This window comes from Arthrobacter sp. Y3222053, assembly GCF_059092805.1.
In genome coordinates this window covers 1-15928 of record NZ_JBNHIA010000001.1, presented here as the reverse complement: position 1 = coordinate 15928, position 15928 = coordinate 1, and the positions used below count along the sequence as shown (strand labels likewise).

At 69.7% G+C, this 15928-nt stretch carries 17 protein-coding genes; 11 read left to right on the top strand and 6 right to left on the bottom strand.

Features of this window, described 5'->3' with window-relative positions:
- Positions 1-5 precede the first annotated feature (5 nt).
- Positions 6-824 carry a sugar phosphate isomerase/epimerase family protein gene (locus AC5RUW_RS00085; protein WP_494158806.1) on the top strand — a complete coding sequence of 273 codons (819 nt, stop codon included), beginning with the start codon at positions 6-8 and terminating at the stop codon, positions 822-824.
- A gap of 213 nt (positions 825-1037) precedes the next feature.
- On the top strand, positions 1038-1886 hold the full coding sequence (gene proC, locus AC5RUW_RS00080) for a pyrroline-5-carboxylate reductase (RefSeq protein ID WP_494158805.1): 849 nt from the start codon (positions 1038-1040) through the stop codon (positions 1884-1886).
- Between the two features lie 38 nt (positions 1887-1924).
- Here proC and AC5RUW_RS00075 read toward each other — a convergent pair whose 3' ends face one another.
- Both AC5RUW_RS00075 and AC5RUW_RS00070 read right to left on the bottom strand, forming a co-directional pair.
- On the bottom strand, positions 1925-2593 hold the full coding sequence (locus AC5RUW_RS00075; RefSeq protein ID WP_494005794.1) for a potassium channel family protein: 669 nt from the start codon (positions 2591-2593) through the stop codon (positions 1925-1927).
- Positions 2586-3953 (bottom strand): TrkH family potassium uptake protein, encoded by a 1368-nt coding sequence (locus AC5RUW_RS00070; RefSeq protein ID WP_494159534.1) that lies wholly within the window; start codon positions 3951-3953, stop codon positions 2586-2588. The genes AC5RUW_RS00075 and AC5RUW_RS00070 overlap by 8 nt, the downstream gene beginning before the upstream one ends.
- Before the next feature lie 154 nt (positions 3954-4107).
- Between AC5RUW_RS00070 and AC5RUW_RS00065 the strand changes: the two genes are divergently transcribed.
- The 3 genes from AC5RUW_RS00065 (at position 4108) to gdhA (ending at position 7367) form a co-directional block, all read left to right on the top strand.
- Entirely contained in the window at positions 4108-5316 is a 1209-nt protein-coding gene (locus AC5RUW_RS00065; RefSeq protein WP_494158804.1) for an acetoin utilization protein AcuC, read from the top strand.
- Positions 5317-5375: 59 nt separating this feature from the next.
- On the top strand, positions 5376-5894 hold the full coding sequence (locus AC5RUW_RS00060; RefSeq protein ID WP_494005791.1) for an ArsR/SmtB family transcription factor: 519 nt from the start codon (positions 5376-5378) through the stop codon (positions 5892-5894).
- Between the two features lie 132 nt (positions 5895-6026).
- On the top strand, positions 6027-7367 hold the full coding sequence (gdhA, locus tag AC5RUW_RS00055) for an NADP-specific glutamate dehydrogenase (RefSeq protein ID WP_494158803.1): 1341 nt from the start codon (positions 6027-6029) through the stop codon (positions 7365-7367).
- Positions 7368-7466: 99 nt separating this feature from the next.
- Here the strand turns inward: gdhA and AC5RUW_RS00050 are convergent, their stop codons facing one another.
- Complete coding sequence (locus AC5RUW_RS00050) at positions 7467-8756, bottom strand: alpha-hydroxy acid oxidase (RefSeq protein WP_494158802.1); 1290 nt, start codon at positions 8754-8756, stop codon at positions 7467-7469.
- A 78-nt stretch (positions 8757-8834) separates the two neighbouring features.
- Here AC5RUW_RS00050 and AC5RUW_RS00045 point away from each other — a divergent pair, with 78 nt between their 5' ends.
- The 4 genes from AC5RUW_RS00045 to AC5RUW_RS00030 all read left to right on the top strand — a co-directional run bounded on the left by AC5RUW_RS00045 (position 8835) and on the right by AC5RUW_RS00030 (position 11490).
- On the top strand, positions 8835-9536 hold the full coding sequence (locus AC5RUW_RS00045; RefSeq protein ID WP_494158801.1) for a FadR/GntR family transcriptional regulator: 702 nt from the start codon (positions 8835-8837) through the stop codon (positions 9534-9536).
- A 222-nt stretch (positions 9537-9758) separates the two neighbouring features.
- Positions 9759-10901 (top strand): 3-deoxy-7-phosphoheptulonate synthase, encoded by a 1143-nt coding sequence (locus tag AC5RUW_RS00040; protein WP_494158800.1) that lies wholly within the window; start codon positions 9759-9761, stop codon positions 10899-10901.
- A 110-nt stretch (positions 10902-11011) separates the two neighbouring features.
- Positions 11012-11224, top strand: coding sequence for a helix-turn-helix domain-containing protein (locus AC5RUW_RS00035; RefSeq protein ID WP_494005786.1), 213 nt, complete (start codon positions 11012-11014; stop codon positions 11222-11224).
- Between the two features lie 167 nt (positions 11225-11391).
- Positions 11392-11490, top strand: a complete 99-nt coding sequence (locus AC5RUW_RS00030; RefSeq protein ID WP_003792170.1) for a 30S ribosomal protein bS22 — start codon at positions 11392-11394, stop codon at positions 11488-11490.
- Between the two features lie 88 nt (positions 11491-11578).
- Here the strand turns inward: AC5RUW_RS00030 and AC5RUW_RS00025 are convergent, their stop codons facing one another.
- Entirely contained in the window at positions 11579-12391 is an 813-nt protein-coding gene (locus AC5RUW_RS00025) for an HAD family hydrolase (RefSeq protein WP_494158799.1), read from the bottom strand.
- Between the two features lie 96 nt (positions 12392-12487).
- Here AC5RUW_RS00025 and AC5RUW_RS00020 point away from each other — a divergent pair, with 96 nt between their 5' ends.
- Positions 12488-12757: a glutaredoxin family protein gene (locus AC5RUW_RS00020; RefSeq protein WP_494158798.1), complete on the top strand. Its 270-nt coding sequence runs from the start codon at positions 12488-12490 to the stop codon at positions 12755-12757.
- Between the two features lie 157 nt (positions 12758-12914).
- The gene (locus AC5RUW_RS00015) at positions 12915-13664 is read left to right on the top strand and encodes a redox-sensing transcriptional repressor Rex (protein ID WP_494159533.1); all 750 of its coding nucleotides are present in this window, start codon (positions 12915-12917) and stop codon (positions 13662-13664) included.
- Positions 13665-13702: 38 nt separating this feature from the next.
- On the opposite strand, the gene AC5RUW_RS00010 is transcribed toward AC5RUW_RS00015, so the two are convergent.
- Together AC5RUW_RS00010 and AC5RUW_RS00005 are read right to left on the bottom strand one after the other, a co-directional pair.
- Positions 13703-14986 (bottom strand): hypothetical protein, encoded by a 1284-nt coding sequence (locus tag AC5RUW_RS00010; RefSeq protein ID WP_494158797.1) that lies wholly within the window; start codon positions 14984-14986, stop codon positions 13703-13705.
- A 250-nt stretch (positions 14987-15236) separates the two neighbouring features.
- A partial coding sequence (locus tag AC5RUW_RS00005) for a DUF7144 family membrane protein (protein WP_494158796.1) occupies positions 15237-15928 on the bottom strand: 692 nt, incomplete at its 5' end.

Sequence of the window (15928 nt, the reverse complement as noted above, 5' to 3'; positions counted from 1 at the left end):
GCTGAATGCCCGAGTCCTCCAGCAGCCCCAGGCCCCTGCCTGACATTCCGGTGGTGCTTTCCAGCGCCTCCGTTTATCCGCTGAGCGTGTACGACACGTTCGCCGTGGCCCATGACCTGGGCTACGACGGGGTGGAGGTCATGGTCACCGGCAGCCAGATCAGCCGGAACCCTGATGAGCTCAAGCACCTGAGCGAGAAGTACGAACAGCCGATCCTCGCCATTCACGCCCCCACCCTCCTGGTCACCCAGCAGGTCTGGGGCAAGGCCTGGACCAAGGTGGAGCTGTCGGCCGCCATGGCGGCCGAGGTCGGGGCCCACGCCGTGATCGTGCACCCGCCGTTCCGCTGGCAGACCGGTTACGCGGAGAACTTCGCCGAAGGCGTGCGCCGGGTCGCGGAGGAGTACGGTGTGATCGTGGCGGTGGAGAACATGTACCCGTGGCGGGTGCGCGGCCGCGAGGCCAAGGCCTACCTGCCGCACTGGAACCCGGTGCCCGAACCCTATGAACACGTCACCTGGGACTTCTCGCACGCCGCCATCGCCGGAATGGATTCCTATGAGGAGATCCGCCGGCTCGGAGACCGCCTGACCCACGTCCACCTGACCGACGGCACCCCCAACGGCCGGGACGAGCACCTGCTGCCGGGGGAGGGCACGCAGCGGTGCGCCGAGGCGCTGAGCTACCTCGCCGAACGGCAGTTCACCGGCGTCGTCAGCATCGAAGTCAGCACCCGCCGGGCCAAGGGCGCCGGAGAGCGGGAGGACCTGCTGAAGCGGACCCTGGAGTTCACCCGCCGTCATCTGGGCCAGCTCGACGGTTAACCTGGCGGTTAAACGCAAAGTGCCGGCGATTCCTGCGGACGGTTGGGGGAAAACATCCGCGGATCGCCGGCACCCGAAGAGCCGAAGCCCTTCGTCACTCGCACCTCCAAGAGGCAGTTAAGACAGTAGTCCCGCAACCTGTGCAGCGGCTGGGCGGGCGCCGTGCACTTCCCGGGAACGGCCGGCACCGCCGCGCGTGGCAGAATCGGGACCATGGCTAGCGAAAACATTCCCCACGTGGCTTTCCTGGGCTGCGGTTCCATGAACGAAGCGATCCTTGCCGGCATGCTCGCCGGCGGGCATCCGAAGGACCGGATCACCGCCACTGTGCGGCGGGCCGAGCGGGCCGCCGAACTGCGGAACCGGCATGGGGTGGAGGTCCTGGCCGGTTCCGAGCAGGAAGACGCCAACCGCGCTGCGGCCGCCGCGGCCGACGTCGTGATCGTCGGAGTCAAGCCCGTGGGCGTGAAGGCCCTGCTCGAGGAGATCGCGCCTGCGCTGCAGCCCGGCGCGCCGGTCATCAGTGTGGCCGCAGCCGTCACCGTCCAGATGCTCGAAGCGGCCCTGCCCGCCGGCCAGCCGGTGATCCGCTCCATGCCCAACACACCGTCCAAGCTGGGGCGGGGCGTCGTGTCCCTGTCGCCCGGATCCTCCTGCAGCCAGGAGACCCTGGACGAGGCGGGACGGCTGCTGGCGTCCGCCGGAACCGTTGTCCAGGTGCCCGAGGAGCAGGTGGATGCGCTGTCCGCGGTCAGCGGCTCAGGGCCCGCCTACGCGTTCTACCTCGCCGAGGCCATGGCCGCCGCCGGTGAGCGGCTGGGACTGGATCCGCGGCTGTCGGCGCTGCTCGCCCGCGAAACCGTCGCCGGTGCCGGAGCCATGCTCGCCGAACCCGACGCCGACGCCGCGGCCCTCCGCCGCGCCGTCACCAGCCCGAACGGCACCACCGAAGCCGCCATCGCCGAATTCGATCGGCGCGGCCTGCCCGCGATCGTTGCCGACGGCGCCGCGGCAGCCGCCGCGCGTGCCGCACAGATCAGCGCCGAACTGCGGGACAGCTAGGCGCTGCCCGACCCGGTGCCCGCGGCGCCGCCCCTGCGTCAGGGGCGGGCGGCGAAGCGCTCCAGCAGGTCTGCATGACCGGCCACGATCAGCAGGTCCCGCCCGGAGACCTTGGTGTCCGCCTGGGCGTAGGTGAAGTCCTCGCCCGGTGACTTCACGCCCACGATGGTGACTCCGTACTTGGAGCGGACATTGGACTCGCGCAGGGTGAAGCCCTGGGTTTCCTTGGGCGGGTACATCTTCACGATCGCGAAGTCGTCGTCGAACTCGATGAAGTCCAGCATGCGTCCGGCCACCAGGTGGGCGGCGCGGCGTCCGGCGTCGGCCTCGGGGTAAATGATGTGGTTGGCGCCGATCCGGGCCAGGATCTTGCCGTGCGCAGGGGTGATGGCCTTGACCCACAGGTGCTCGATGCCCAGGTCCACCAGGTTCACCGTGATCAGCACGCTGGACTCGATCGACGTGCCGACGCCGACGACGGCGGAACTGAAATCCTGCGCGCCCAGCTGCTTCAGCGCCTCGATGTTCGTGGCGTCGGCCTGCACGACGTGGGTCAGCAGGGTGGAGGCCTTCTGCACGAGTGACGGATCACGCTCGATCGCCAGCACTTCGCGGCCCTGTCGCACCAGCTGCTCCGCCGTGGCCATGCCGAAGCGGCCCAGCCCGATCACGAGGACGGGGGCGTTGTGCGGGGGACGTTCAGCCAATGATGGGCCTCTCTTCCGGGAAGTGGTACAGGGTGTTGCTCTGGCGCACCGCCAGGGCGGCGGCCAGGGTGATGGTTCCCACCCGACCGGCGAACATCAGGGCGGAGAGGACGTATTTGCCTTCCGGCGGCAGGGTGGGGCTCAGGCCGATGCTCAGCCCCACCGTCGCGAAGGCCGAGATCACTTCGAACAGTACCGGCTGCAGCGTTTCACCCGTGATCACCAGCAGGGCCAGCGTGGACACCGCCACCAGGGTGGCGCCCAGGACGACCACGGAGATCGCCACCCGCATGGCGCCGTAGGGAATGGTCCGGGAGAAAGCCCGGACGTCTGAGTTGCCGCGTGCCTCGGCGACGATCGCCAGGAAGATCACGGCCACGGTGGTGACCTTGATTCCGCCGGCCGTCGACGCCGACCCGCCGCCGGCGAACATGAGCATGTCGGTGATCAGGAGCGTGCCGGGTGTCAGGTCCGCCATGTCCACCAGGTTGAACCCGCCGGAGCGGGTCATCACCGAGGCGAACACCGAGTGCAGCAGCTTCTCGCCGACGTCCAGCTCGCCGATGGTCCGGTCGTTGGCCCACTCCAGCACGCCCCAGAGGACGGCGCCGCCGATCAGCAGGATGCTGGAGACCAGCAGCGTGAGCTTGGTGTGGAGGTTCCACCGGCCCGGGTGCAGTCTGGTCTGCAGCAGCACCATGATCACGGGAAAGCCGAGGCTCCCGGCGAACACGCCGATCATCAGCGGGGCGAGGATCCAGATGTCCTCTTCATAGGGCACCAGGCCGTCGGAGTGCGGGGTGAACCCTGCATTGTTGAACGCCGAGACGGCGTAGAACACCGCATGCCAGATCGCCTGGCCGGGCGACTCGCCCAGCATCATGAACCGCGGCGCGAGCACCAGCGCCAGCACGGCTTCGATGCTGACCGTGGTCAGCACCACGATCCGCAGCAGGAAGCCGACCTCGCCCAGCCGGCCGGTGTTCATACCCTCCTGGGCGATCAGCTTGCCGCGTACGCCGAGGCGCCGGTTGACGGCCAGCGCCAGCAGGGAAGCGAGGGTCAGGATGCCCAGGCCGCCGACCTGGATGGCCACCAGGATCATGACCTGCCCGAAGGCGGACCAGTGCGTGGCCGTGGACACCACGGTCAGGCCGGTGACGCAGACGGCGGAGACCGCGGTGAACAGGGCGTCGTGCAGCGGCGTCGCATAGCCGGTGGCGGAGGAGATGGGCAGCGCCAGCAGGGCGGTGAACAGCACGATGACCAGCGCGAACACGGTCAGCGCCAGGCGCGCGGGGGAACGGCCGAAGAGGTCCTCGACCAAGGTCCGAAGCCAGGTAAAGACCGGCGGAATCATCCGCCGCTTCTCGGCGGGCGGTGCCTGCGGCCGGGCCGGCCGGGGAAAGGCCATCTCGCTGTTTTCCAGTTCTGTTACGGGGCTGTGCAACAGCTAGTAAACCACTAACCGATCCCCGCATGCCTGCGCTGCCGGCATCGCGTAGCCTGTCTGCATGACCAGTTCCGGGCTCAGCCTGCCGGCGATGCCGACGACCGTCATCTGGCATGAGTCGATGCTGGCCTACAACTTCGGTCCCAGCCACCCCATGAGTCCGCTGCGGCTGGACCTGACCGCCCGCCTGGCCCGCGAGCTGGGCCTGTTCGACCTGCCCGCGGTTTCGCTGGCGGAACCGTTCGTGCCCGACGACGACCGCCTGGCCATCGTGCACGACCGCGCCTACATCGCAGCGGTCCGGGCCGCGGGTGAGGCCCCGGCGGCCGCGGACCAGGCCTTCGGTCTGGGCACCGAGGACACCCCGGCCTTCGCCGGCATGCATGAAGCCAGCGCCCGGCTGGTGGGCGGCTCGGTGGCCGCAGCCGAGGCCGTGCTGTCCGGGCGCAGCGTGCACGCAGTGAACTTCGGCGGCGGCATGCACCACGCCGGCCGGGGCAAGGCGGCCGGATTCTGCGTATACAACGACGCCGCGGCCGCCGTCGCCCGTTTCCTCGAGGCCGGCGCCTCCCGCGTCCTGTACATCGACGCCGACGCGCACCACGGCGACGGCACCCAGCAGATCTTCTGGGACGACCCCCGGGTCATGACCATCTCCATCCACGAGAGCGGCCTGAGCCTGTTTCCGGGCACCGGTTTCGCCAACGAAACCGGTGGGCCGGGGGCGGAGGGGACGGCGGTGAACGTGGCCGTGCCCGCCGGCACCTCCGACGCCGGCTGGCTGCGCGCCTTCCACGCCGTGGTCCCGCAGCTGGCCCAGGCGTTTGTCCCGGAGGTGATCGTCAGCCAGCACGGCTGCGACGGCCACGCCGACGATCCGCTGACCAACCTGCGTCTGAGCATCGATACCCAGCGGCAGGCGGCGCTGACCATCGCCGACCTGGCCGGCCAGCTGTGCGAGGGCCGGTGGGTGGCAACCGGCGGCGGCGGGTACAACGTCGCTTCCGTGGTGCCGCGCTCCTGGGCGATGCTGATCTCCGCGGCCGCCAACGGCGGGATCCGCTGCACCACGCCGGTGCCCGCCCCGTGGCGGGACTACGTGCTGGAAAAGCACGGCGTCCGGGTGCCCGAGCTCATGGGCGACGGCGCCGACACCTGGTGGCGGTCCTGGGAGGTCGGCTACGACCCCAATGACGCGATCGACCGCACCGTCATGGCCACCCGCAAGGAAGTGTTTCCCTTGCACGGGCTGGACCCCTGGTTCGACTGACCCTCCAGCGCGACCTGCGGATACACGTTCCCGCGGGGAACGGGGCTAAGGTATTGGGCATGGTCATCGACGATGTGTTTGCCGTCATCGCGGAAGGTACCCGACGTGAGATCCTGGCCGCCCTACGGGCCGGCGACAAGTCCGTCGGCACCCTGGTACAGGAGCTGGAGGTCAGCCAGCCCACGGTATCCAAGCACCTGAAGGTCCTGCGCGAGGCAGGCCTGGTCTCCATGCGCGCTGAAGGCCAGAAGCGCTACTACTCCCTGCTCACGGGACCCCTCGATGAGGTGGTCCTGTGGCTGCGCGGGTTCGGGCTGCAGTCGCTGCAGCCGGCCGAACCGCAGCCGGGCCTCGCCGTCGTCGGATCCCGTGCCGGCCGCGGCATCTTCGCCACCCGTACGACGACGGCGCCCGCCGTCGTTCTGCCGCCCGCCGCCGCGGCGGCAGCCGCAGCCGGAAGCCCGGCGCCGCAGGATGATCCGCGCCCCCAGCCGCAGCTCGGCCGCACCGTGGGCCGCGCCGCCGAACGGGCCGCCGACCTGCTCGGCCAGCTGCCGAAGTTCCGCCGGCGCCGCTGACGGTGTCGGGCCCGCGGGCCACGTCCGCCGCTTTGGGCACACCGGCCGCACGGTCGTAACCGGAGGCCCGCCGAATTTTCTCCACGCCGCAGCCCCGCTAGCGTAGAAGGGGGCCTGCAACGAGGAGAAATCATGGATGCTGTACTGGAGCGCGTGCGCGACGAGGTGTTTCACCGGAACCCCGGTGAGACTGAGTTCCATCAGGCGGTGACGGAGGTTTTCGACAGCCTCGGCCCGGTCCTGAAGAAACACCCGGAGTTCGGCGAGGCGGCCATCCTGCAGCGCATCTGCGAACCGGAGCGGCAGATCATCTTCCGGGTGCCGTGGACCGATGACCGCGGCCAGGTGCAGATCAACCGGGGTTTCCGGGTGGAGTTCAATTCCGCCCTGGGCCCCTACAAGGGCGGGCTGCGGTTCCATCCCTCCGTCTACCTGGGCATCGTCAAGTTCCTGGGCTTTGAGCAGATCTTCAAGAACGCGCTGACCGGCATGCCCATCGGCGGCGGCAAGGGCGGCTCCGACTTCGACCCGCGCGGCAAGTCCGATGCCGAGGTCATGCGGTTCTGCCAGTCCTTCATGACCGAGCTGTACCGGCACATCGGGGAGTACACCGACGTTCCCGCCGGTGACATAGGCGTCGGGGGCCGGGAGATCGGCTACCTGTTCGGCCAGTACAAGCGGATCACGAACCGCTACGAATCCGGAGTGCTGACCGGCAAGGGCGTGAGCTGGGGCGGTTCCCTCGTCCGCCCCGAAGCCACCGGGTACGGCGTGGTCATGTTCGTCGAGGAGATGCTCAAGACCCGCGGCATGAGCCTGGACGGGCAGCGCGTGATCGTCTCCGGCTCGGGCAACGTGGCGATCAACGCCATCGACAAGGCCCAGTCCCTGGGCGCCACCGTGGTGGCCTGCTCCGACTCCTCCGGCTACGTCGTGGACGAGGCGGGCATCGACGTCGGCCTCCTGCGGACCATCAAGGAGGTCGAACGCGGGCGGATCGTGGACTACGCCACCCGCCGCGGCAACGGGGCCGGGTTCGTGAAGGGCGGCAGCGTCTGGGACGCCGGGGCCACGGTTGCCCTGCCGTGCGCCACGCAGAACGAGCTGGACGAGCGGGCCGCCGTGTCGCTGGTCAAATCCGGAACGGTGGCCGTGGCGGAGGGCGCCAACATGCCCTGCACGCCCAAGGCGATCGAGGTCTTCCAGGACGCGGAGGTGCTGTTCGGTCCGGGCAAGGCGGCCAACGCCGGCGGCGTGGCAACCTCGGCCCTGGAAATGCAGCAGAACGCGAGCCGGGATGCCTGGTCCTTTGAGCACACTGAGCGCCGGCTCAGCGAAATCATGTCCAGCATCCACGACCGATGCGCCCGCACCGCCGACGAGTACGGCGCCCCCGGCAACTACGTGGTGGGGGCCAACATCAGCGGCTTCGTGAAGGTCGCCGACGCGATGCTCGCCCTCGGCGTCATCTAGAGTCGGACCGACGTCCTCCGGGTCCGCCCGGACAGCGTAGGGGCGCGGCACCGGCGATGGTGCCGTGCCCCTGCGCTGTGCGTGGCACGTCCGGGCTGGTCAGTTCCGCTGGGCCCAGGTGGTCCGGGTCAGTGCGGCGGCGCTGCCGCTTACGGCGGCGCCGGCGGGCAGCCGGACGTGGTCCTCCGTCAGCTCCGACATGGACGCCGCGCCCAGCAGCGCGAGGGTGTTGCGCACCTGGGCGCCGAGGATCTCAATGGCCCGTTCGACGCCGGCCTGGCCGCCGGCCATCAGCCCGTACAGGTAGGCGCGCCCGATCAGGGTGAAGTCCGCGCCCAGGGCATGGGCGGCCACGATATCGCCGCCGTTCATGATGCCGGTATCGAGAATGATGGCGGTGCGGCCCTTCAGTTCGGCCGCGATTTCCGGCAGCAGGTGCAGCGGGACCGGTGCGCGGTCCAGCTGCCGGCCGCCGTGGTTGGAGACCACGATGCCGTCCGCCCCGTGGTCGACCACCTTCCGGGCGTCGTCGAGCGTCTGGATCCCCTTGACCACCAGCCGGCCCTTCCATACCTCCCGCAGCCAGTCCAGGTCCGCGAAGGTCAGGGTCGGGTCGAACATCGAGTTGATCAGTTCGCCCACGGTGCCGCTGTACCGGTTCAGCGATGCGAAGGCCAGCGGCTCATGCGTGAGGAAGTTGAACCACCAGGCCGGCCGGTATGAAGCGTCGAGGACGGTCTTCAACGTCAGCGCCGGCGGGATGGTCATGCCGTTGCGCACGTCGCGCAGGCGTTCACCGGCAACCGCCGTGTCCACGGTGACCATCAGCGTGTCATAGCCTGCGGCCGCCGCCCGTTCGATCAGCTCCAGCGACTTCTCCCGCTCGGTCCACAGGTAGAGCTGGAACCAGTTCCGGCCCTGCCCGGCGGCTTCTTCGACATCTTCGATGGAGGCGGTGCCCATGGTGGAGAGCGTGTACGGGATGCCCGCGGCCGCCGCCGCCCGGGAACCGGCATATTCACCCTCGGAGTGCATCATCCGGGTGAAACCGGTGGGGGCGATGCCGAAGGGCAGCGCGGAGCGGGCACCGAGGATCTGCACCCCGGTGTCGATCTGCTGGACGTTGCGCAGCACGCCCGGGCGGAACTCGAGGTCCCGGAACGCGGCGCGGGCACGGTTCAGCGTGATCTCCTCGCCTGCGGCACCATCCGTGTAGTCGAACGGCGCCTTGGGGGTACGCCGGCGCGCCATGTCCCGCAGGTCCCAGATCGTCGAGGCGCGCCGCAGCCGGGCGGCCTGCCCCACCACCGGGGGCTTGAACTGCAGCAGCGGGCGCAGATCGGCGGGCTTGGGGACGCGTCGCCTCAGGGCGGGAGGAAGATGGGTCACGTTCTGCTTCCTTGCAGGTCGGTTCGGGGTTTCCGAGCCTACGGAAACCGCACGTGGGGGGACAAGTATCCTGAACGAATGAGAACCCACCAGCTGGTGCTGAACTGGCTTGAGACCGCCCTGGCCGCGGGGGACCTGGCTGTGGGCGACAGGCTCCCCGGAGAGCGGGCCCTGGCCGAGCAGATCGGTGTGTCCCGCGCGTCCGTCCGGGAAGGCATCCGGATCCTGGAAGCCATGGGCATGGTGCGGGCGGGTGTGGGATCCGGCCCCGAGTCCGGGACCGTGGTGACCGCCAATCCGGCCGCGGCACTGAGCTCGGCCCTGCGCCTGCACATTGCCAGCTCCCACCTGGCGGTGGCCGACGTCGTCGAGACCCGGGTCATGCTGGAGTCCTGGACCGGGCTTCACGCCAGGGCCGGGGCGCCGTCGCTCGAGCAGGCCGGGCAGCTGCTGGACGCCATGGATGACGACGACCTGGATGTGGCCGACTTCCTGGAACTCGATACCAGGTTTCACGTGGCGCTGGCCGAAGCTGCCGGCAATTCACTGATCAACGCCATGATGGCCTCGCTGCGCGACTCGATCCGGGGCTACACGCTGGCCCGTGCCCGGAACGTGCCCCAATGGGAAACCACCGCGTGCCGGCTGCGCGGGGAGCACCGCGCGATACTGGCCGCGGTCCGGGAGGGGCGCAGCGGCGACGCGGGACGGCTGCTCGCGGAGCACATCCGCGGCTACTACCGCGAGACCGAGCCTGCGCGGGAGGCCGCTGCCGGCTGACGGCGCCGTCATGGTTTGCGCCGGGGGCGGGCAGGGGTCTAGGGTCGGGGCATGACCAAGCGTTGGTATGCGTATTTTCCGTTGGCTCTGGAGGAGCCCGCGCGGTAATACGCTGACGCTTACCTTCAGAGCCAACAGGGCAGGGAGAATTCCCTGCCCTTCGCCATTCCCGGCGGGTTCTGAGCATCCGGTCCCGCCGTGTCACCACAGGGACGGACCATCATGCACACACTTGCTCCTGCAGCCACCTCAAACCTTCGGGTCACTTCCTTCCGTGCCCTGCCCTCGCCCGGGCAGCTGCTCGACGAGCTGCCGCTCGGCGGGCTGGCTGCCGCCGGCGTGGAGGCCGGCCGCGCGCAGATCCGGCGCGTGCTCGACGGCGAGGACAGCCGGCTTCTGGTGATAGCCGGGCCGTGTTCCATCCACGATCCGCAGGCAGGGCTGGAGTACGCCCACCGGCTGGCCGAAGCCGCCGACCGGCACCGGGGGCAGCTGCTGATCGTGCTGCGGGCCTACTTCGAAAAGCCGCGCACCACCGTGGGCTGGAAGGGCCTGATCAACGACCCGCACCTGGACGGCAGCCACGACATCGAGGCGGGCCTGCGGGCGGCGCGGCGGTTCCTCCTGGACGTCGCCGACCTGGGCCTGCCCACCGCCACCGAGTTCCTCGAGCCGATCAGCCCGCAGTACCTCGCCGACCTGGTCAGCTGGGGTGCCATCGGCGCCCGGACCACCGAAAGCCAGATCCACCGTCAGCTGGTGTCCGGGCTGTCCATGCCGGTCGGTTTCAAGAATGGCACCGACGGCGGCACGACCGTGGCGCTGGACGCCTGCGCCGCCGCAGCGGCACCGCAGACCTTCCTGGGCATAGACGAGGAGGGACGGGCGGCGATGGTGGCCACCGCCGGGAACCCGGACACGCACCTGATCCTGCGCGGCGGCAACGACGGGCCGAACTTCTCGCCGGCGCACGTCGCAGAGGCCTCCGCCGGGCTGGCGGCCCGGGGCCTCAACCCGCGCCTCATCATTGATGCCTCCCATGCCAACAGCGGCAAGGACCACGTCCGCCAGGCCGGCGTCGCCCGCTCAATAGCCGCCCAGGTCGCCGCCGCCGACGACGCCGCGGAGCAGGTGGCGGGGGTCATGCTGGAGAGCTTCCTGCAGGGCGGGGCGCAGAAGCTGCCGGCGTCCGGACCCGCGCACCTGACCTACGGGCAGAGCATCACCGACGCCTGCATGGACTGGGCCGCGACGGAGGCGGTCCTGGCGGACCTGGCCGAGGCCGCCGGGCACAGGCGGAACGGGCGTCAAACGGTTCCCGGAACTTCCACTATGGTTACTTCAGCCACTAGAGTGGTGGACTAGACGATCACCGCAGTGGTCCTCAAGGCGACACGCCTCCCGGATGGCGGCTGTGGCGCGGCACACCCTAAGTGGACCGCCCCGCTGCCTGCGAGCGAAGGAACTATTGACCAATGGCAGACGAGAGCAACTTCTCGAACGTGCGCTTCCTGACCGTGTCGGAAGTCGCCGATGTCATGCGTGTTTCCAAGATGACCGTCTACCGGCTGGTTCACTCCGGTGAACTGCCGGCGGTGCGGTTCGGGCGCTCCTATCGGGTTCCGGAATCCGCCGTGCAGCAGGTGCTGCGAGACGCCGCAACCAACCGGCGCACCGACACCGCGTAGCCTTTCGAGGCTGCGGAAACCGGTGTCAACGGGAGCCGCAGTGAAGCGGTACCCTGTTAACGAACGTTTTTCATTCATGGCATGTGCTGCCGGTATGGATGCATCGTTGCCTTCCGGCGGAGGTGCCCCTGTGCCGGAGCAATCCGACAAGAGTTTGTGAGGACTACGTGGGTTCTGTTATCAAGAAGCGCCGCAAGCGTATGGCCAAGAAGAAGCACCGCAAGCTGCTTCGCAAGACCCGTCACCAGCGCCGCAACAAGAAGTAGCCTTCTTCGGCCCTTGTGAAAGGAAGCCCGCATCCCGTTTCCGGGAAGCGGGCTTCACGCCTTAACGGCGCCGTGGACAAACGCGGGGTCAGCGGGCCCGCATCCAGGACCAGCCGCGCCAGAGCCCGTAGGCCGCCCCGGCCGTCGTCGCCGTCTTGAGCCCGAGCGTTGCAGCTCTGCGGCCGGCACGGAAGTCATAGACGGGCCAGTTGTTGTCCCTGGCGTGCCGGCGCAGCCGCGCGTCGGGGTTGATGGCCACCGGGTGCCCGACCATGGTCAGCAGGGGCACATCGTTGTAGGAATCGCTGTAGGCCCAGCAGGCCGACAGGTCCAGCCCTTCCCTGCGTGCCAGCTCGCGGACACCCTCCGCCTTGGCCGGCCCGTGCAGGAATTCGCCCACCAGGCGGCCGGTGTACAGCCCGTCCGTCACCTCGCTCACCGTACCGAGGGCTCCGGTCAGGTTCAGCCGGCTGGCAATCACCGAGGCCACCTCCACCGGAGTGCCGGTCACCAGCCACACCGGACGGCCCGCCTGCATGTGCTGCTGCGTGAGGGCACGGGTTCCGGGCCAGATCTTCGACTCGATCATCTCGTCGTAGACCTCTTCGCCCAGCGCGCGGACGTCGTCGGCGGCCAGCCCGGTGGCGAAGGCCAGGGCCGCGTCACGGACCGAATGCACATCCTGCATGTTTTCTCCGCGCAGCATGAAGCGCATCTGCTTGGCGGCGAAACCCGCCGCATCACGCAGCGTGAAGACCCCCCGTTGGTACATCTTCCGCCCGACATGGAACAGGCTCGCCCCGCGCATGAGGGTGTTGTCGACGTCGAAGAACGCGGCTTCGCCGGGCCGCCCAGCCGCGGCCTCGGGACCCGGAAACTTGACGGCGGTGGAACGGGGCATGTTTCGAGTCTACGCAATGCCCGCCGGCCGGCAGCACCGGCCGTCGAAGGCGTCGCACAATGCGGAGCGGGGGCCAACGGGCGCTATTTTGGGAGTATGCACGCTTCGCCAGCCTCCGCCACGCCCGACCTGATGCTGCTCACCCGCACCGGATGCCACCTCTGCGAGCAGGCCCGGGACGTGCTGCGGCGGGTGGCGGCGGACTTCGGACTGCAGTGGCGGGAGGAATCGGTGGACGGGGACGCCGACCGGGCACGCCGCTTCGGCGAGGAGCTGCCGGTGCTCTTCGTCGACGGAGTCCAGCGCGACTTCTGGCAGATTGATGAGACCAGGCTGCGCCGGCTGCTCGCTGCGAGGCAGGCATGAGCCTCGCCGCCGATCCCACCGCAGCAGCCGGCAGCCTGCGCAGCGGCTTCCGGCTGCGCCCGGCGCGGCCTATCGTAGTGCTGGATCAGGACATCAGCCGGCGGCGCCGTCGCGCGTACCGGGGGAGGGAGCAGCTGTGAGCCGCCCTCCGAAGCCGATCAAGGCACCGGCGGACAAAGCGCCGGACGATGGGGCCCACCCGGTCGGCCGGCATATTCCGCCCGCATCACTGACCCGGCTGACCATCTACCTGCGGGCGCTCGGTGCGCTGCTGACCGAGGGGGTCGAACGGGTCTCCAGCGAGGAGCTTGCGGAAGCGGCAGGCGTGAACTCTCCCATGCTGCGCAAGGACCTGTCCTACCTGGGTTCCTACGGGACCCGCGGCGTCGGCTACGACGTCTCCTATCTCAGCGGCCGCATCGCCGCAGCCCTGGGACTGACCCTTGACTGGCGCGTGGCCATCGTCGGCGCCGGCAACCTCGGGCGTGCGCTGGCAGGGTACCCGGGGTTCGCCTCGCGCGGCTTCGAGGTCGTAGCCCTGCTGGATTCCGACCCTGAGGCCGTCGGCCAGCAGGTGGGGCGGCTGGAGGTCAGCCACGTCGACGACCTCGAAACCATACTTGAGCGGACTGCATCGAACATGGCCGTCCTGGCGGTCCCCGCGGAAGTGGCGCAGGTCCTCTGCGACCGGCTGGTTGCCGCCGGAGTCAGGAGCATCCTCAGCTTTGCCCCGGTGCTGCTCCAGGCTCCGGACCACGTGCAGCTGCGGAAGGTGGACATGGCAACCGAACTGCAGATCCTGGCCTACCACGCCCAGCGGGCGCAGGTCTCGGAAATCGCGACGGACGCCAGGGCCCGGCTGGCGGACGGGCAGGGCCTGCGCCGCTCGTCGGGAAAGGCCGGATAGCCGCCGTCAAGGTGCTGGAAACTGCAGCAGTGCGCGTGTCAGCGCCGTCGCCTGCGGGCCAGCAGCCCGTTGACGGTCCGCCTCCGAGCGGAGTCCAGGCGGACCGGGCCGGACGCCGTGGTGTCAGTCCCGCCGACCCCGGCGTGAACGTCGGCCCGCTCACCGGCCGCAGCATCGAGCCCGGCCGCCATATCGGACTCGGCCGCAGTATCGGGCCCGGTGGCGCCGGCGCCGTTCTTTAGACCGGCAGCAGCCGTCCGGACGGCGCCTGAACCCGTCTCCATCGGCGTGCCGGGATCGCCGGCCCCGACCGGATCGGGGCCGGCTGCGGGCAGCATCGGCAAATCCGCCCGGCCGTGGGACGGCCGGACAAGGTTCAGCACCCTGTCCAGCCGGCGAGGCGCGCCCCGCCGCAGCCAAACGCTCCCCGCCCCGGGGCTGCTGCCTGCTGCATAACGGGTGCGCCGGTCCGCCTGCTGCCCCGCGGGCGGACCGGCGTCGCCCGTCGCCGCCTCCTCGGCGGCAGGTTCCGCTGCCAAGACGGGGCCCAGGGTGCCGGGGGACCCGGCGGCATCGCTGCCGTCCGGCTCCTGGTGTTCTTCGGCTTCGTCGTAGCGTTCCGCGGCCTGGTCGAGGAATGCCCTGGCTGCATCGGCGTCCGCACGGGAACGTTCAGCCAGGTCGGCCAGCCAGAGCGAGACCTGTTGGGTGAAGAACAGTGCCACGCCGAGCCCGGCGAGGAGGACGGCGAACAGCTGTGCTCCGGAATGCGCCGCGCAGGCGGCCGCGGCTGCTGGGAGCGCGGCGGCCGCACCGACAACCCGGGCCCAGGGGCGGCCTTCCAGGGCGCAGGCGGCAATGAGCAGGTAGAGACCGAAAATGACCACCGCTGCCGCCGCATTGACGAAGGCAAACACACCATCCAGAACCGGCGTCGGAACTCCGAGGTCGAGGACGAACGCGCCGGCTTCGTCCGAGAGGTCGAACGGGCCGCTGCCTCCCAGGTTGTCCCTCAGGCCAAAGCAGGCGGCGGCGATGATCAGCCCGACCCCAAGCAGCAGGGCGGGCGGCCGGCCGAAGACGCGGACCGCGGCAGCGCGCCGGGGCCATGGCGGCCGGTCCGGAGCAGGACGGCGGACATCGGGTGCAGCGGAAGGCGCGGGAGCGGGACGTCGGGCCGGCGGCGGCGGGACGCTGGACAGCGGACGGACGACGGGGACGGGCGGGACACTGGAATGCCGCGGCCTTTTCAACGGCGCAGGTACGTGTGTGACGCGCAGGGAACGGGGATCGGAGTGGCCGGCTGCGGGGGAGGAGCTCATGGTCATCGCCGCCTTCAAGGGAGCAGGTGCGAAACCGCGCTGGTCTGCTGCGGGAGCAACAACGCTACGCTGCAGGTCCTGCGGGCGGACCACATCGGGAAGGCTTTGGCCCTGCCGCACCCGAAAACGAAAGAACGCCGGCGGTCCCTGGGGGACCGCCGGCGTCGGACGGTGAGCGGAGTGGGGGCTCCGGGGCGCCTGCGGAGGCGGCCCCGGGAGCCGAACCCGTAGGGCCGGAACCCGCCTGCTGCTAGTAGGTGCCGTAGGGGTTCGTGCTGCCGGTTCCGGCCCTGGAACCGCTGAAGTAAGGCCGGGACGGGGTGAGCCAGAGCAGGATGATCGCCGCGTAGCCGAGCAGGTTCACCGCGGTGTACAGCAGGCCGGTGCCCAGGAACAGGGACGCCGGATCCGCCAGCAGGCTCAAGAGGAACGGAACGAGGCTCAGCGCCGCCAGGACGGTGCCCAGGATGCGGGCCCAGTTGCTTCCCTTGCGGACAAAGAAGGCGACGAGCAGATAGACGCCCAGAGCGAGCAGGCCCATCACCACCAGGACACCGGAAAAGACCGGGAGCACCTCGTCCAAGGACAGGCCCTGGGCTTCGAAGTCACGCTCCTGCTGCGCTGACACGTAGCCTTCCGGGTTGAACGCGGCAGCGATGTTGTTGATCAGGGACAGCACGCCCGCAGCAACCAGGAGCCAGAAGCTGATCATCACTTCGCGGGGGCGGGGCCCCTTCGCCGCAGGCCCGGCGGTACCCGGGTTCGGGTACCCCGAGGGCTGAGCAGCCTGGTAACCGTAGGGCGAAGGAACCCCAGGCTGGCCGTACTGTCCGTACTGCGGCTGCCCGTACTGCTGCTGGGCTGTGGGGTCCGCCGGCTGTCCGTACTGCTGCTGTCCGTACTGCTGCTGGGCTGTGGGGTCCGCCGGCTGTCCGTACTGCT

Excerpts from the sequence above, each read along its gene's own strand:
- proC (WP_494158805.1), top strand. The coding sequence starts at position 1,038 with ATGGCTAGCGAAAACATTCCCCACGTGGCTTTCCTGGGCTGCGGTTCC.
- AC5RUW_RS00010 (WP_494158797.1), bottom strand. The coding sequence starts at position 14,986 with ATGAGCTCCTCCCCCGCAGCCGGCCACTCCGATCCCCGTTCCCTGCGC.
- AC5RUW_RS00065 (WP_494158804.1), top strand. The coding sequence starts at position 4,108 with ATGACCAGTTCCGGGCTCAGCCTGCCGGCGATGCCGACGACCGTCATC.
- AC5RUW_RS00040 (WP_494158800.1), top strand. The coding sequence starts at position 9,759 with ATGCACACACTTGCTCCTGCAGCCACCTCAAACCTTCGGGTCACTTCC.
- AC5RUW_RS00025 (WP_494158799.1), bottom strand. The coding sequence starts at position 12,391 with ATGCCCCGTTCCACCGCCGTCAAGTTTCCGGGTCCCGAGGCCGCGGCT.
- AC5RUW_RS00060 (WP_494005791.1), top strand. The coding sequence starts at position 5,376 with ATGGTCATCGACGATGTGTTTGCCGTCATCGCGGAAGGTACCCGACGT.
- AC5RUW_RS00045 (WP_494158801.1), top strand. The coding sequence starts at position 8,835 with ATGAGAACCCACCAGCTGGTGCTGAACTGGCTTGAGACCGCCCTGGCC.
- AC5RUW_RS00070 (WP_494159534.1), bottom strand. The coding sequence starts at position 3,953 with ATGATTCCGCCGGTCTTTACCTGGCTTCGGACCTTGGTCGAGGACCTC.
- gdhA (WP_494158803.1), top strand. The coding sequence starts at position 6,027 with ATGGATGCTGTACTGGAGCGCGTGCGCGACGAGGTGTTTCACCGGAAC.
- AC5RUW_RS00035 (WP_494005786.1), top strand. The coding sequence starts at position 11,012 with ATGGCAGACGAGAGCAACTTCTCGAACGTGCGCTTCCTGACCGTGTCG.
- AC5RUW_RS00020 (WP_494158798.1), top strand. The coding sequence starts at position 12,488 with ATGCACGCTTCGCCAGCCTCCGCCACGCCCGACCTGATGCTGCTCACC.
- AC5RUW_RS00085 (WP_494158806.1), top strand. The coding sequence starts at position 6 with ATGCCCGAGTCCTCCAGCAGCCCCAGGCCCCTGCCTGACATTCCGGTG.